The following is a 15,346-nucleotide window of genomic DNA, read 5'->3' on the forward strand; positions in this document are numbered from 1 at the left end:
CCTGTTAGCCTGAATTTGGACAATACTCAGCCACACACGCAATCGCGTCATTTATAATGTTGTGGTGAGCTATTTGGGGAAATGCTTCCCCATATTTATAATTTATACTGTGAGTGCCAGGATCTCCTCGGCAGTTTCTTTGGTGGTCACCAGACTGTTAATATATTTGCCTTTAATCGCACCAATGATCCCGCTGATTTTTTCATGGGAGTGCGCAATCCCAATGGAATAACGCGCTTTTTTAATTTTGTCTAACTGGATAGTAATGGTTTTATCCGAGATATAAGTTTCTACCGGATTACCTTGTAAATCATAAAAGCGTGAGCAGATATCACCGGCAACCTGCCGGTCATTAAAGTGGTCAATCACATCGCTGCCATAAAAGGCACGCCAGGTAGAATTGCCAGAAATATTAGGTGAACCAATACCAAATATGGCGATATCCAGCCGCTGCCAATAATCTGCAATAGCCTGATAGTGCTGAGATTGCACGATTCCATCGCGAATAACACTCTCTTCCAAAATTGCCGGGAAATCGATCAGCAATGACTCACCTTTTAATTTCATCGCGGCGCTGTAGACCAGCGTATTCACATGAAAGCGGCTTTCCAATTTACCTGAAGGGCCGCCGACCATTGGGATGCAGGTTAATTGGCGCGATACCGACGAGGTATCCATTTGCTCAACCAGCGTGGCAATAGCACTGCCCCAGGAGAAGCCCAGAATATCGCCATTTTCAATAATTCGGTTTAGCAGTGCGCTGCACTGTTTTGCCATCAGAATAAGTTGTTGTTCTGGTGACTGGTCTTGCTCGCAAGAAACGACGATTGCTTCGCGTAATTTAAAGCGCGACTTCAACTGCTGTTCCAATAACAGGTTTTCGTTATAGTTGTAGTTGATTGAAATAGTGACAATGCCTTGTTCGCGTACTTTCTTCAACATGCGGCTGATACTGGTGCGATAAATCCCCAGCGCCCGCGCTATCTCAGCTTGCGTGAAATTTTGCTCGTAATACATTTGTGCAATTTTCACCATCAGGCGTAGGTCATCGCTCTTTTCCATTTCAGCCTCTTGCACATTTGTGCAAATGTCATTAATTTATCTATGACCTGATATAATCACTTTCTATTTTTTAAGTCAAAAGCACAAAATAACGACCCTCCCTGAAATTGCACAATAATTCCCTAATAGTATCGATGAAATTAATTTCTGATATCGCACAAGTGTGCAAATATCTTTAATGTTTTGATTTATATTAATTAAATAGAAAAGTGGTTTTTGTGTTCGTTTACTTTATTCCGGACAAATTTTGGATTCTGATCACATTTTTATTTTGCGTGATGTGGTGGCTTTTGCACATATGTGCAAATGGGCTGTGTAACCGAACAACTCCCGACTGTATTGAGTCGAGAGTTGTCAGCGAAGGGAGTTAATTCAGCAAAGGTTTGTAGTGATGGGGCTGGCGCATGGCGACCAAATCTTTACGGCGTACCACATTGGTTGGATAAGGGCTGCCCGCGAGAGAGCGGGTATCAATGGTTTGGGTGATGGTTTGTGTTTCTTGCCAAAGTAGCCGTTCATGGCGTGGGAAAGTAAAGGTTTCCGGCCCGAATATGCCGCTATATCCCCCACGTTCGTTGCTATCATCTATCGCATTGGCAAAGGCCAAATAAAGGTTATTTTCCCCGGCGCGAGTTCTGAATAAGTGCCAGTGCAACGGATCAGCTCCGGTTGGGATAGGGTAGTTTTGCACCACAGTGCTGCCCTGATGCGCGGCAGTAAAACCGGCGGGAAGGGCGGCGGAACAGGCGATAATATCGCATCCCATTAGGGCTAAAATGCGTGCTGATTCAGGCAATAATGCATCATGGCCCAGCAACAATCCGATTCTACCGAGCGCCGTATCAAATACACGCCAGTGCTCTCCCGCGCTGGCCCATTGTTGCTGTGCCTGAGAAAGATGTATTTGCCGGTAAGTGCCGATGATCCCCTCCGGGCCGAATAGCATCTGCGTGTTGTAATATTTATCCTGCCGTTTTTCCGCCATTCCCACCACCAGATAGACCCGTAATGTCATAGCAAGGCGGGCCAGAGCCTGCACGGCGAGGTCATCTTGGGTTTGAGCATTCACCGTACCGGCGAGATAACCGGTCAGGGCTAACTCCGGGAACACAATAAGCTCACTGCCTTGTTGTAAAACAGCTTCCTCTGTCATGGCGATTATCGTCGCCAGATTGTCCTCTATCTGTGCAGTTGAGCAGAATTGCGCCACCGTGATACGGCTCTGTTTGCCTGGCGGCAAAGGCTGTCGCCCATAAAGACCAAAGAAATCCTGTGGGTTCCATAAAAAACTGTCACTTAATAGCGAGTGATAATAGTCAGGTCGGCGTTGATCAAACACTAATTCGCCCAACACCCGGCGCTGGCGGCTGCGGTTGATATCAATTTCGGCATAAGCAATCCCGTCGCCGTTATCTACCACCGCAGCGATGTTGCCATCGGGCTCAATGATGCAACTGCCACCGCTAAATTGGACACCGCGCTCTAATCCCCAGCGGTTGCTCTCCAGTAAATAACAGCCATTTTCCATCGCCCGGCTGATCCAGTATGGGGCCGGAGTGCGCTCCGCCAGCCAGTTGCTAATATGACAAATCATGTCAACGCCATCCAGCGCCAGCAAACGGGCGGTTTCGGGGAAATGAATATCCATACATACCAGCATGCCAATACGCCCCAGCGGAGTATCAAACACTTGATGCCCGACATCCCCTGCCGCCGCCCATTTGGGTTCTGAAATATAAGGGTGACTTTTGCGATGACAGCCAATCACCCCCTGCGGCCCGATTAATACCGCACTGTTGTAATACAGCGCTGTTTGCGGGTCTACTTCGGGCATGCCTAATACAATATAACATTGATAACGCTGAGCTAATTCAGTGAAACGAGCGGTGCTTTCGCCGGGAACCGTTTCGACCATCGGCGCAATTTCTTGCCGGTCAAACCAGCAGTAGCCAGTGGTGGCCATTTCTGGCGTGGTAATCAGACGCGCACCTTTCTGTGCCGCCTGTTCTACTAACACCAGTAACTGACGTAGATTCGCTTCTTTGGCAAACATTAAAGGCTCAAACTGAATAGCAGCGGCAAGATAAGGGGCTATCGACATGATTATCCTCATAAATAATGAATACTATGTTCGGGGAACTCCGGGTAATTAATACTCAGTTCTTGCGGCTATTGGTGGCTCCTGGGGTGGTCCAGGAGAAAATATCATTGGCCTGAATCAGCGCACATGAGATCTCTTCAACCGTAATGCGCTTGTCCATGGCTTGATGGCGCAGGATCTCGTAGGCCTGTTCTTCACCAATACTGTGCATCCGCATTAGGATGGCTTTGGCTTCACTGACCTGGCGAATGCCCAGCACTTTTTTTTCCAACCGCTCGATGCGATCACTCATCTGCCGCTGCTGCTGGGCATGGTGTAGTGCAAACACCATGGCCGATAGCAAACCAGAGGCACGAATCGGAGTAGTTATCGTGCTGCCAGCGCCCATGTTGAGTGCCTGGTCAATAAACGTCGGGTTTTCATAGGCGATAACCGCAATCAGGGCGTGTTTGTTATGATCGAGCCATGACACATCTGGCTCTGGGTTATCTGACTGTAATGCATAGAAAATAAGATCGGTATCGGCAGGAAATTGCTCGGGGATCGGCCAGAAGGCCTGCACCTTAAACCCCATTCGGCGCAGGTGATTGGTGAGTGTTTCGCCATCTTCGTCATCGGGATGTAGCACCACACAGCGGACCCCGCGGCTAAGTAATAGGGCTGTTGCACTGATTCTGCTGTCGCTAGGTCGCATGTGGATACCCCACTGTCGTGAGCTTCGTGACCCAATCGCCCTGAATCTGGTTAGTCATATAGGGGTCGGGTTCGACGATGCGGCGAGATTCCTGCACGATAGTAAATTGCCCACTTTCATTGGCCATACCAATACGCGGATACAACCCGGTATGTTGATTCAGTGGGTCAATACGAATGCGGCCTTGCGGTGCATCGAATTGGCTGCCGCGCAGTGCCGCAGAAAGCGGGTAAATATGGTCACTGCCACATTCGGCCATTGCTTTGGCAAACAGATGCACCTGGCTGTAAGTGGCTTCCCAATTCATGTCGGTGGTGAGTTCCGGCCCGAATTGTTGATGAAATTGTTTGAGCGCCGCTTGATTGGCTTTGGTGTCGATGCTTTGGAAGTAGGGGGCTGAGCTGAAATGCCCCTGTGCCACTTCAGCCCCCATAATGGCAATCTCAGTTTCTGATGTATTCAGGCTGCCAATAGGCATACGGCCCGGATCCAGCCCGGCGGCCTGATAGGCTTGATACAAGAAAGGGACCGTCTGCCCGACGACGGTACTGAAGATGAAATCCGGCTGTTTTTTGGTTATCTCTTCAATGATAGGCAGGAAAGCCTCATAAGGTGCATTCAGATCAAGGTAGCGCTCGCCAATCACCGCACCATCATGGCGTTGCAGAATCAACTCCTGCATATTGCGGTTACATTCGTAGGGATAGATATAACGTGAACCAATCAAATAGACGCGCGCGCCAAACTGGCCGGTCAGATAGTCTGCCAATTGCACGCAGTTTTGATTAGGTGCGGCACCACCATAGAAAATATTGTCAGAAAACTCAAAACCTTCATACAGTTGCGAATAGAACAGCAACCGCCGATATTTTTCTACTACTGGCGACATGGCTTTACGGCTACTCGAGGTGTAGCCGCCAAAAATCACATTAACCTCATGCTCGACGATCAATTGCTCGGCTAGCGCTCGGAACTGTGTATCGTCAGATTGCGGGTCAAAATGAATCGCATTGAGTGGCCGGCCGTTGATGCCGCCATTTTGGTTAATTTCAGCAATTGCTTGAGTTGCCCCGCGCCATTGCGACAGCTCTTGAGCCGCTGTTACACCCGTGAAGGAGTACAGTAAGCCAATATTGACCGGGGTATCTGAACCCATATGCACCTGCTTACACTATTAAAAGGATGATTGTGCGAATGCGCATAACACCCCGGCGTATACCGGGGGAAGGGATTATTGCGCTAACAACTCTTTGTTCAGCATCGCGCCGACGGTGTATTTCGGGTCAACCATATTACCCAGCCGCACTTTGCCGCATTGACTCAGCAGCATGTAGGCATCCCATTGTTCAAAGCCAAAATCGGCCACCAACCAGTAAATTAAGTCACGATAAGCAATACGGGTGGCATCTTCTAATGGGCGGGCGCTGCCGATACTCATGATAGTTTCTGCATTTTCCATGCGCGGCCAGGAGAGCTGCCAGTTTTTAATCAGATCCACTTTGATGGTGGTGATTGAGGCAAACTCCACTGCTGTACCGCAAATCTCGCCATCCCCCTGGCAGGCATGAGCATCACCAATAAACAGCCGGCCGCCGGGGGCACGAACTGGCAGATAGGTAATGCTGCCTGGCCCGATATCCGGTACATCCATATTTCCGCCGTGATTATCCGGCGTCAGAGAATTGATTGAGTCAATTTCAGGCGACACACTTAGGGTGCCGATATGTGGCTTATAGGGCAGGGTATGGCGCTCGCTCCAGTAGACTTTTTCGCTGTCGAGCTTAATCATGCGCACTTTTTCTGGCAGCGGATCATTGAGCATGGCGGTCAAGTCTGTGCCGGTCAGCCCACCAAAATGCGGGATCATGGCGCAAATACCGTGCGGATTCACACCACGCGGCAACATGGATTCGATATAGACCGCAATCACATCACCTTTCTCGGCACCATTGACCATGATCGGGCCATTCTGTGGGTTGAGAAAAGGCATTTTGAGCAGTTGGCTCGGAATATCTTGCTCCGAGCTAATCGCGCCTTCAAAAGCATCTCGTGTATCCACAATCACCCGGTCGCCCGGTTCAATGGTCAATACTGGTGTCGAGTAGGGGCCAATGGTGTAGTGAAACTCTTTTTGCATCTCTTCCGTCAAGTGATGGGTCACCGGTTTACGTCCTGCACCGACACCGCGTTTGACCATGATTGATTCTTCCAGCCATTTCATTAGCAATTCTCCACGTTATAAGGGCATCCGGTTACAAAGCCAGATGACGGCGCATTAAAAGATCATCAGAAAGTTGTTGTTGTGAAAGGATTTCTACTACCTGGCCTTTATCCATCACCGCACAACGTTGTGCAGCTCGCTGGATCATGGCGATATCCTGTTCAACCAGAATCACCGCGACATGAAGCTCGCGGGCAATGCGCACCAGGGTATCGGCAATAATATTGACGATGGAGGGCTGAACACCTTCAGAAGGTTCATCCAGTAGTAATACTTTTGGCGAGCCAACCAAGGCTCTGGCGATAGCCAACTGTTGTTGTTCGCCACCACTCATGGTGCCGGCTTTTTGTTTGAGCCTTTGGCGCAAGATCGGGAAGTAATCCAGTACCCGTTCAAGTAAGTCTTTAGCAAACTCGCGGTGTTCACGAACAAATTGCATCCCAACTTGCAGGTTCTCCGCCACCGTTAGGCCCGCGAATACCTCTCGTCCTTGCGGGACGTAACCAATCCCCAGTCGTGCGCGGCGCTGCGGGGAGGCTTGGGTGATATCAATTTCGCCCAATAAAATGTGGCCTTGTTTCGCCGGAACTGCGCCAATCAAGGTTCGCATTAAGGTGGTTTTCCCCACCCCATTGCGGCCAATTAACCCCAATACTTCCGCCGCGTGCAGTTGCAGAGTGACGCCATTAAGCACCTGTCCACCGCCATACCCACCGGTTAGCCCCTCTATTTGTAAAACCACGTTATTCATACTGCTTTCCCCAAATAGATATCTGCTACATCCTCACGCGCCAGCACCTCGGCGGCATTGCCGTCGGCAAAAACTTGCCCGCCGTGGAGGACGGTGACCTGCGAGGCAATCTGCCGCACGAATGTCATGTCGTGTTCCACCACCATCAATGTCAGACCATCAGCTTGCATCTGCTTGATAAGCTCGCCGGTGAGATAAGTTTCATCGATAGATAAGCCTGCTACCGGTTCATCAAGCATTAACAGCGTGGGTTGCAGCGACACCGCCATAGCAATTTCCAGCCACTGTTTCTTGCCGTGGGATAAGTTTCCTGCCAGCTGGTGGTATTCGGCGCTGAGCTTAAAGCGCTCTAATAGCTCATCGACGCTAACCGCTTGCGAGCTAACCTCTGGGCGTAAATGACTGAGTGACAACTGCAAATGCTGCTCGACGGTCAGTTCAGGGAAGATGCCGGGAATCTGAAACTTAATACTCATACCCATGCGGATGCGCTGGAAGGGGGCTAAAGTATTCAGCCGCCGATTGAAGAAGCGGATATCCCCCTCGCTTGGCGTATGTTCGCCGGTCAGCAATTTGAAAAAGGTACTTTTACCCGCACCGTTCGGGCCAATGACGCAACGCACTTCACCGCGACGGATTTGCAAATCAACTTGATTGATAACCTGAATACCGCCAAAGCGCTTGCTTAGCCCACGGGTTTCGAGGATCAGATCTTGAGCTGCCTGATTCATAGCGATTCCCCTTTTTTCGACCAGCGGGTGATTCTTTCTGCCAGCCAGGGCAATAAGCCATTCGGGGCGGCCAGTACCACGAACAACAAGATAGCGCCGAGCAGGATCATGGCGTATTCGCTGCCATAGATAGCCAACCATTGGGATAACCACACCAGCAGGGCGGTGATAACCACGGTGCCAAAGATGTTTTTACGCCCGGCGGTCGCCACCCAGATAACCGGCATAGCGGCGGCGGTTAGCCCCATGGAAGATGGCGTTATATATGAACCCCACAAGGTATACAGCGCGCCGGATAAACCGGAGAGCACGCCGCCGAGCACGAACACCAGCAATTGGTAGCGGCGAATATCAATACCGAGCATCTCTGCCCGACGCGGATTCTCACGAATAGAGGCCAGAGTCAGGCCAAAATTAGAGCGCAATAGCCGCCGCACAGCCCAGTAAACTCCCGCGAGTAACAGGATAATCAGGTAATAAAAGGCATTACCTTCCAGAGTCAGTAATTCGCCGCCGAACCACGGTAAAGAGAGCGGTGGCATACCTGACATGCCATTAAACCCATTCAGTCGCGCGCTACCGATTGCCCATTGTGGGCCTGCGGTCTGCGACATAAAGGTTTCCAATACCAGAGTGAAAGACAAGGTAACAATGCCGATAAAAATGCCGGTCACGCCGCCGTAAAACATCAGATAACCCAGCGCCGCCGCGACAGCCGCCGCCACCAGCAGTGCCATAATCAAGCCCGACCAGGTGGAGAGTACCCCGTCGCCGAAGTTCAGCGTCATCACGCCGTAGGTGTAACCGGCAAGACCAAAGAACGCGGTCTGCCCGAAAGATAAAATGCCACCATGCCCCCACATTGCTGCTAATCCGATGGCACAGAAGGTCCATAGCAGGAAGTAGGAAAAGTCGCCGATCATCGCGCTATCGACCACCAATGGCAGCGCGAGTGCGCCCGCCAGAATGAGCAATGCGGCTAGCCGGGTTGTCGATGGCGAGCGTTGTTTTGCCGCCGATAAATTAAGAGAAGTCGTTGTCACATGCAGCTCCTAGCGGTTACGGGTAAACAGACTGCCAACACCGTTTGGCAATAGGCGGATAACCAATACGGCGGTGACCAGTAAGCCAATTTGCCCGGCCAACTGCCCATACCAGGAATTCAGCCCGGTTTGTATTGCGCCTAATGCAATCGCTGCAGGAATGGTGCCAACAAGGACATTTGCGCCACCAACGACCACCGAAACAAAAGCCTGAACAATAAAACTGCTGCCCATGGTGGGAACGGCGGTGAGGGTCGGGGCATAAATGGCCCCGGCTAATCCCGCCAGTCCTGCACCCAGCGCGAATGTCAGGGTATAAATACGATCAGTTTCCAGGCCCAAACAGGAAGCCATGCGGGCATTTTGAATGGTAGCTCTGGCGCAGACGCCGTAATTGGTGTGGAAAAACAGCCAATAGAGCACCATCAAGATGGCAATGGCGAAGAAGGGCAGTAATGCACGGTAGGTGGCAAAAGAGTATTCGCCGAGGGTGAAAGAGCCGAAAGGCGTGGACAACCCCTCCAGTGACGGGCCAGCGATCAGCAACATACTTTGTTGCACAATCAAGCTGATAGCCCAGGTCGCCACCACCGAATCATATAAGCGACCATAGAGATGACGGACGACCAGTCGCTCGACGACGCCGCCGAAGAATGCCGCCGCCAGGCTACCGGCCAGCATGGCGAAGGGGAGTGGCAGGCCAGCTTTATTCATTAAAATGGTGACATAAGCTCCACACATAATGAATTCGCCGTGTGCCAGATTGATAACCCCCATCATGCCAAAAATAACCGCCAGCCCTAGTGCTGCCAGCACCAGATAGGCGAAGTTATCGCCAAACTGATAAATCACCGAATAGAGAAAGGATAGCGTTAACATCGTTTGGCAATCCCTGGTGTCCTGATTGACACAATTGAAAATGGATAACACAGGGAAGCCCGCTCAAGCGGTGACTTCCCTATAAAATGGTCTGACTGTCGCAGGTAGACCTTTTAACGCTTGGAGATTGGCGGAGCGACTGCACCGATGGGCGCTCCGGCGGCGCACGCCGCTACGACCCATTCGGCACATTTCTCCGCTTATCAACTTTGTTATCGGTCTACTGAATCAGGCCTTTTTCGGCGGAGATGATGGCGTGTATTGACTGTTATCCGGTTTCACTGGCAAGTTACAACCGGCTTCACCCAACCAATACGGTTTGATATCGGCCCACACTTTCGGGATCTCGATCGAGTGGTCGTCCTTCACATGAGCCAGATAGATGGTATGACTCAAATGATGGCTTTTCGGATCGATACAGACTTTCCCAGAAGGGCCGTCAGTACAGATATCACCGCTTTCCAGTGACTTACGCACAGCATCCATATCGGTGCTGCCCGCTTTTTCTACCGCAGCTTTGTACAGATAAACCGCGTCATAGGCATTGGCCGCTTCCTGATTAATGTAAGGCTCATTCGGGAATTTGGCGTGGAAACGCTGTTTGAAATCATTACTGGCAGGGCTATCTACCTCTTCAATGTAGTTAGCGGTGATATACATATCTTTCAGCGCCGGAGCTTTAAAGCGCTTGTGCTCATAAGCCTGGCCGACGTTAACGGAGCTACCCATTGGCAAATTCAGTTTTGCCGCGGCTTGCTGCTCGTAATAGGAGGATTGGTTGGCTCCGACCAACAAAGTCATGACGAAATCAGGTTTGGCTTTCTGGATGTTTTGAATGGTTTGGCCAAATTGCGAGACACTTAGCGGGATAAACTCCTCACCGACCATAGTGCCGCCATTTTCTTCCACAATTTTGCGTACCCACTCGGCTGAGATTTGACCGAAATTATAGTCAGCGGCAATGGTATAAACTTTTTTGCCGTACTTCTCCATCATCCACGGGATCAAGGTTGAGAACTGCTGTTCAGGCACTGCACCGGTGACGAAAACATTGGAGTCACACACGCCGCCTTCATACTGATTGTTATACCAATAGAGTTGTTTTTCGCGATCCATTATTGGGCGGATAGCTTCGCGTGAGGCACTGGAAAACGCCCCGAAGATCACATCCACTTTGTCATTTTTAATTAAGCGACGAGCCATTTGTTGGAAGCGGGTGTTATCGGATTGCGTATCGTATTTGACCAACTCGATTGGGCGTCCGAGTATGCCGCCTTTGGCATTAATCTCTTCTACAGCAAGTTCTGTGGCATGAATTTTGGGGATAACTGGTAGAGCAAAATTACCGGATGCATCTTCCAACAAACCAATTTTTACCGGTTTCTCTGCCGCCATCGTCATTCCTGAGTAGGTCATGACAAATGCCGCGGCCAGCGCGATGGAGAGTGTGGTGTGATGACACTTAATTTTGGACCATTTTATTCCTGACATAAGTACCCCTGGCATTGGTTAAAAAAGTGAGTCTGAAAAAAAGCCAAAAAAAAAGCCCGGCAAAGTCAGATGACATTGCGAGGGCTCTATTGCCATAACCACAAGCCGACAACGTTGGCGTTCTTGCGGAGAAGTCAGGGTCACTATAAAAAGCATTTAGAGTTATTGTCAACGAAGAATTTTCAATAAAAATCAAATAGTAAAATTGAAACTCGTTGCACTAAATCAGGGCTTTCGGTTGCACGAAAATGGCTCATTCATCCGCAAGCGCTAACTGCGAGTGAAGAGGCGTAATGCGGTGAAATTATCAAGGATGGGGGTGTGGAATAGGGGAGTGGAGGTTAATAAATTGCACCAGTGGAGTGCTTAAAAAATATTCAAATATTTATCTGCTTTTTATCTGTTACCTGTAATCGATCCGACCTCGGCAAAATTACCGAGGTCGGATTGCGATATTAACCGCAGCGGTTACATTTTGATGCCTGGATCTGTTGGAAGAAATCGTTGCCTTTATCATCTACCAGAATAAAGGCTGGGAAATCTTCGACTTCAATTTTCCAGATGGCTTCCATACCCAGCTCAGGGTACTCCACACATTCCAAACTCTTGATACTGTTTTGCGCCAGGACGGCTGCGGGGCCGCCAATGCTGCCCAGATAGAAGCCGCCGTGCTTGTGGCAAGCATCGGTGACTTGCTGGCTGCGGTTGCCTTTTGCCAGCATGATCATGCTGCCGCCGTGGGATTGCAGCAGATCAACATAAGAATCCATGCGCCCTGCGGTGGTGGGGCCAAGTGAACCAGAAGCATAACCTTCCGGGGTTTTCGCTGGCCCTGCGTAGTAGATCGGATGATCTTTAATGTATTGCGGTAAACCTTCGCCGTTATCCAGCCGTTCTTTTAATTTGGCATGAGCAATATCACGGCCAACAATAATGGTGCCGGTCAGCGACAGGCGGGTTGATACCGGATACTGTGACAGCTCTTTTAAGATATCGGTCATCGGGCGGTTAAGATCGATTTTAACCACTTTGCCTTCGGTGCTATGGCGCAGGTGCTCAGGGATATATTTTCCTGGGTTTTGCTCCAATTTCTCCAACCAGATACCTTTGCGGTTAATTTTACCTTTGATATTCCGGTCAGCAGAGCAGGAAACCCCCATGCCGACTGGGCAGGAGGCTCCGTGACGCGGCAAACGCACCACCCGCACATCATGAGCAAAGTATTTACCGCCAAATTGCGCGCCCAGACCTAAATCCTGTGCGGCTTCCAGCAGTTCTTGCTCCAGTTGGATATCACGGAATGCTTGCCCGTGCTCATTGCCTTCAGTTGGCAGACCATCGTAATACTTGGTGGAGGCCAGTTTCACGGTTTTGAGCGTGCTTTCAGCCGAGGTGCCGCCGATAACAAAGGCGATATGGTACGGCGGGCAGGCAGCCGTACCCAAAGTACGCATTTTCTCAACCAGATAGTCTTTCAACTTACCCGGAGAGAGCAGAGCTTTGGTTTCCTGATACAGATAGGTTTTGTTGGCTGAGCCGCCACCTTTGGTGACGAATAAGAATTTATAATCTTCACCCTCAGTGCTGTACAGGTCGATTTGCGCTGGCAGGTTGGTGCCGGTATTCACTTCTTGGTACATATCCAGCGCCGCGTTTTGTGAGTAGCGCAGATTGTCTTCAATGAACGTGTTATACACACCGCGTGACAGGGCTTCGGCATCATTCCCGCCGGTCCAGACGCGCTGGCCTTTTTTACCCACGATAATAGCAGTGCCGGTATCCTGACAGGTCGGTAAAATCCCTTTGGCTGAGATTTCAGAATTGCGCAGGAATTGCAGGGCAACATACTTATCGTTTTCGCTGGCTTCCGGGTCATCCAAAATGGCAGCAACTTGTTTTTGGTGAGCGGGGCGGAGCAGGAACGAGGCATCGTGGAAAGCATGTTGGGCGAGGAGGGTCAGGGCTTCAGGTTCGACTTTTAGAATGTCGTGACCTTCAAACTGTGCGACCGAAACATGATTATTACTGACAAGGTAATACTCAGTATCGTCTTCCTTTAACGGGAAGGGATCCTGATAGTGGAACGGTTTGTTTGACATATTTTTCTCACATTCAACATCAGTTAGCGAAAGTGTTCGATAACAGAAACAATCGATAGAAGAACCAAGCCGATATTTTTTGTTTCCCCTTCGAGCTTGAAGCTGCAGCGGTGTTAGCGGCGCTCACTCACCCGAATCACTTACTTGAGTAAGCTCATCGGGATTCATTTACTTGCCGCCTACCTGCAGCTCCAATCTCTTTGGGGATATGACTTTAACAAGAATTTTACTATAGATTGTCGCTGCGAGGCGATGGCTCCACCCTCTTTATAAAGGGTGGATCTCATTTTCCGCACTTATCGATGGTACAGGCAGGATGATGGTGGGACACTGGCCGACCGCCAATGGCTGAGTTATATCGCTAAACAAGAATCTCGTCTTTTATTCAATGATAAGTGTGACTTTTTTACCAATATTACCGGCCATGCTAACCAGTGAATCAAGAGTGAATTTCTCTGTTTTTTGATTAACGACATCTGATATTCTCGGACGCGATACGTGCAGTAATGTGGCCGCGTCCACTTGCCGTATCCCTTCTGATTTAATCCAACTGGCAATCGACGTCATCAGTGCTTTTTTCATTACCAAAGCTTGTTCAATCTCTGCATTTGATTCTGCTAATAGTTGGCTGGCCTGAGCATCAGAAAACCCTAAATCACTAAAAATATTATCTTCTGCGGTAGTTATGTGACGTGATGCTGTATCAATTTTATCTGTCATTTTCTGTTCTCCGCTCGTGAATAACGTCTTTGTAACGCGTTTTAATAATGCTGACGTCTTTCTGGCTAGTCCTTTGTGTTTTTTTCTGAAAACTATGCAATACGTAAATTTTTCTTTCAAATTTAGCAATATATACTACGCGATAAGCGTTTGAATGATCATCCAAACGTATTTCAATAACGCCAGCTCCCCAATTATTTATGAGTTTGAAATCGTTAGGTTCCAGGCCATGTTGAATATTTCGTAGTTGCCTTCCTGCAACTATGCGAGCACTTTCCGGAAAAGTCTTCAAATCCTCTAGCGAACTGCCACGCCAATCAATTATTTTGCCAGCCATTCATCACTCCTTGATGTGTGTATAAAATTTTATACATTCTATGGTGAGATAATCAATTCATTTTTACTGTGGTTTCCTCTCTTGAGTCAGAACTTCACTTGATACCCTCGCTCTCCCAATCGACTAATTTGTGACCGGCTTCTACTTTCCTTGCTCTCATATTGGACAAGCCGTGGGGCGTTTGTATTATTACATTGAATATAAATTTAATAGTGAATATATATTCAATGCGGAGAAAAATAATGAAAAATACCCTACTGAAATCCTGTCTTACCGCAGCATTGATCTCAATGGCGGGTATTGCTGGTGCTGCCAGTAACGGCCTGATCGCCATTATCACCCCATCCCACGATAACCCGTTTTTCAAGGCGGAAGCCGAAGGTGCCAAAGCTAAAGCGACGGAGCTGGGATACACCGTATTGGTGGCGTCTCATGACGATGATGTGAACAAACAGAACCAACTACTGGAAACCGCTATCGCCCGTAAAGCCAAAGCGATCATTCTGGATAATGCCGGATCGGATGCCACTATCGGGCCGTTGAAAAAAGCCAAAGCCGCAGGTATTCCCACCTTCCTGATTGACCGCGAAATCAATGAGACCGGCATTGCCGTTTCACAAATCGTGTCCAACAACTATCAGGGGGCACAGCTCGGTGCTGAGAAATTTGTCGTCCTGATGGGGGGCAAAGGCAAGTATGTTGAATTACTGGGGCGTGAATCAGATACCAACGCACACGTGCGTTCACAGGGTTATCACGACGTGATCGACGAACATAGCGACATGAAGATGGTCGCCCAACAGACTGCAAACTGGAGCCAGACTGAAGCCTTCAACCGTATGGAGTCCATTTTGCAGGCTAACCCGGATATTACCGGGGTGATTTCGGGTAACGACACTATGGCGTTAGGCGCTGAAGCCGCATTAAAAGCAGCAGGGCGCAATGATGTGATTGTGGTCGGATTTGACGGTAGCGACTATGTTCGCGACTCCATCATCAATAAAGGTAATATCAAAGCCACCGTACTTCAGCCAGGTTGGGCACAAGCCCAGATGGCGGTGGTTCAAGCTGATAAATATCTGAAAACCGGTTCCACCGGGCAAGAAGAAAAACAGTTGATGGACTGCGTATTGATTGATGAAAACAATGCCAAAAACCTGAATGTCTTTGCGCTGAAAGAGTAACGCCTTAAGCAAGGTTTGCTAACACGCGCATTT

14 protein-coding genes are annotated in these 15,346 nt (G+C 49.4%); 1 reads left to right on the forward strand and 13 read right to left on the reverse strand.

Annotation, left to right across the window (positions count from 1 at the left end):
• Positions 1 to 102: 102 nt before the first annotated feature.
• The 13 genes from FTB31_RS11500 to FTB31_RS11560 form a co-directional block, all read right to left on the reverse strand.
• On the reverse strand, positions 103 to 1,062 hold the full coding sequence (locus FTB31_RS11500; RefSeq protein WP_227726328.1) for a sugar-binding transcriptional regulator: 960 nt from the start codon (positions 1,060 to 1,062) through the stop codon (positions 103 to 105).
• 367 nt (positions 1,063 to 1,429) lie between these two features.
• Entirely contained in the window at positions 1,430 to 3,163 is a 1,734-nt protein-coding gene (locus FTB31_RS11505; RefSeq protein WP_227731393.1) for a nitrilase-related carbon-nitrogen hydrolase, read from the reverse strand.
• Between the two features lie 55 nt (positions 3,164 to 3,218).
• Positions 3,219 to 3,857, reverse strand: a complete 639-nt coding sequence (locus FTB31_RS11510; RefSeq protein ID WP_050076051.1) for an ANTAR domain-containing response regulator — start codon at positions 3,855 to 3,857, stop codon at positions 3,219 to 3,221.
• Positions 3,847 to 5,013 (reverse strand): transporter substrate-binding domain-containing protein, encoded by a 1,167-nt coding sequence (locus FTB31_RS11515; RefSeq protein ID WP_227726322.1) that lies wholly within the window; start codon positions 5,011 to 5,013, stop codon positions 3,847 to 3,849. Before FTB31_RS11515 ends, FTB31_RS11510 begins: the two co-directional genes overlap by 11 nt.
• A gap of 75 nt (positions 5,014 to 5,088) precedes the next feature.
• A complete protein-coding gene (locus FTB31_RS11520; RefSeq protein ID WP_004389165.1) occupies positions 5,089 to 6,078 on the reverse strand; it encodes an acetamidase/formamidase family protein in 990 nt (329 codons plus the stop codon).
• Positions 6,079 to 6,109: 31 nt separating this feature from the next.
• The gene (locus FTB31_RS11525) at positions 6,110 to 6,829 is read right to left on the reverse strand and encodes an ABC transporter ATP-binding protein (protein ID WP_077174168.1); all 720 of its coding nucleotides are present in this window, start codon (positions 6,827 to 6,829) and stop codon (positions 6,110 to 6,112) included.
• On the reverse strand, positions 6,826 to 7,560 hold the full coding sequence (locus tag FTB31_RS11530; RefSeq protein ID WP_077293240.1) for an ABC transporter ATP-binding protein: 735 nt from the start codon (positions 7,558 to 7,560) through the stop codon (positions 6,826 to 6,828). Before FTB31_RS11530 ends, FTB31_RS11525 begins: the two co-directional genes overlap by 4 nt.
• Positions 7,557 to 8,603, reverse strand: coding sequence for an ABC transporter permease subunit (locus FTB31_RS11535; RefSeq protein WP_050076056.1), 1,047 nt, complete (start codon positions 8,601 to 8,603; stop codon positions 7,557 to 7,559). Before FTB31_RS11535 ends, FTB31_RS11530 begins: the two co-directional genes overlap by 4 nt.
• 9 nt (positions 8,604 to 8,612) lie before the next feature.
• Entirely contained in the window at positions 8,613 to 9,482 is an 870-nt protein-coding gene (locus FTB31_RS11540; RefSeq protein WP_019080393.1) for an ABC transporter permease subunit, read from the reverse strand.
• Positions 9,483 to 9,710: 228 nt separating this feature from the next.
• Complete coding sequence (locus FTB31_RS11545) at positions 9,711 to 10,877, reverse strand: urea ABC transporter substrate-binding protein (RefSeq protein WP_019080392.1); 1,167 nt, start codon at positions 10,875 to 10,877, stop codon at positions 9,711 to 9,713.
• 551 nt (positions 10,878 to 11,428) lie between these two features.
• Complete coding sequence (gene fumA, locus FTB31_RS11550) at positions 11,429 to 13,072, reverse strand: class I fumarate hydratase FumA (RefSeq protein WP_050076058.1); 1,644 nt, start codon at positions 13,070 to 13,072, stop codon at positions 11,429 to 11,431.
• 381 nt (positions 13,073 to 13,453) lie between these two features.
• A complete protein-coding gene (locus FTB31_RS11555; protein WP_227731394.1) occupies positions 13,454 to 13,792 on the reverse strand; it encodes a helix-turn-helix domain-containing protein in 339 nt (112 codons plus the stop codon).
• Entirely contained in the window at positions 13,782 to 14,129 is a 348-nt protein-coding gene (locus FTB31_RS11560; protein WP_227731395.1) for a type II toxin-antitoxin system RelE/ParE family toxin, read from the reverse strand. The genes FTB31_RS11555 and FTB31_RS11560 overlap by 11 nt, the downstream gene beginning before the upstream one ends.
• 242 nt (positions 14,130 to 14,371) lie before the next feature.
• On the opposite strand from FTB31_RS11560, the gene FTB31_RS11565 reads away from it, so the two are divergent.
• Complete coding sequence (locus FTB31_RS11565) at positions 14,372 to 15,313, forward strand: D-ribose ABC transporter substrate-binding protein (RefSeq protein WP_227731396.1); 942 nt, start codon at positions 14,372 to 14,374, stop codon at positions 15,311 to 15,313.
• Positions 15,314 to 15,346 lie beyond the last annotated feature (33 nt).

This window comes from Yersinia proxima (assembly GCF_902170785.1).
Classification (GTDB): domain Bacteria; phylum Pseudomonadota; class Gammaproteobacteria; order Enterobacterales; family Enterobacteriaceae; genus Yersinia; species Yersinia proxima.

Excerpts from the sequence above, each read along its gene's own strand:
- FTB31_RS11500 (WP_227726328.1), bottom strand. The coding sequence starts at position 1,062 with ATGGAAAAGAGCGATGACCTACGCCTGATGGTGAAAATTGCACAAATG.
- FTB31_RS11505 (WP_227731393.1), bottom strand. The coding sequence starts at position 3,163 with ATGTCGATAGCCCCTTATCTTGCCGCTGCTATTCAGTTTGAGCCTTTA.
- FTB31_RS11510 (WP_050076051.1), bottom strand. The coding sequence starts at position 3,857 with ATGCGACCTAGCGACAGCAGAATCAGTGCAACAGCCCTATTACTTAGC.
- FTB31_RS11515 (WP_227726322.1), bottom strand. The coding sequence starts at position 5,013 with ATGGGTTCAGATACCCCGGTCAATATTGGCTTACTGTACTCCTTCACG.
- FTB31_RS11520 (WP_004389165.1), bottom strand. The coding sequence starts at position 6,078 with ATGAAATGGCTGGAAGAATCAATCATGGTCAAACGCGGTGTCGGTGCA.
- FTB31_RS11525 (WP_077174168.1), bottom strand. The coding sequence starts at position 6,829 with ATGAATAACGTGGTTTTACAAATAGAGGGGCTAACCGGTGGGTATGGC.
- FTB31_RS11530 (WP_077293240.1), bottom strand. The coding sequence starts at position 7,560 with ATGAATCAGGCAGCTCAAGATCTGATCCTCGAAACCCGTGGGCTAAGC.
- FTB31_RS11540 (WP_019080393.1), bottom strand. The coding sequence starts at position 9,482 with ATGTTAACGCTATCCTTTCTCTATTCGGTGATTTATCAGTTTGGCGAT.
- FTB31_RS11545 (WP_019080392.1), bottom strand. The coding sequence starts at position 10,877 with ATGGCGGCAGAGAAACCGGTAAAAATTGGTTTGTTGGAAGATGCATCC.
- fumA (WP_050076058.1), bottom strand. The coding sequence starts at position 13,072 with ATGTCAAACAAACCGTTCCACTATCAGGATCCCTTCCCGTTAAAGGAA.
- FTB31_RS11555 (WP_227731394.1), bottom strand. The coding sequence starts at position 13,792 with ATGACAGATAAAATTGATACAGCATCACGTCACATAACTACCGCAGAA.
- FTB31_RS11560 (WP_227731395.1), bottom strand. The coding sequence starts at position 14,129 with ATGGCTGGCAAAATAATTGATTGGCGTGGCAGTTCGCTAGAGGATTTG.
- FTB31_RS11565 (WP_227731396.1), top strand. The coding sequence starts at position 14,372 with ATGAAAAATACCCTACTGAAATCCTGTCTTACCGCAGCATTGATCTCA.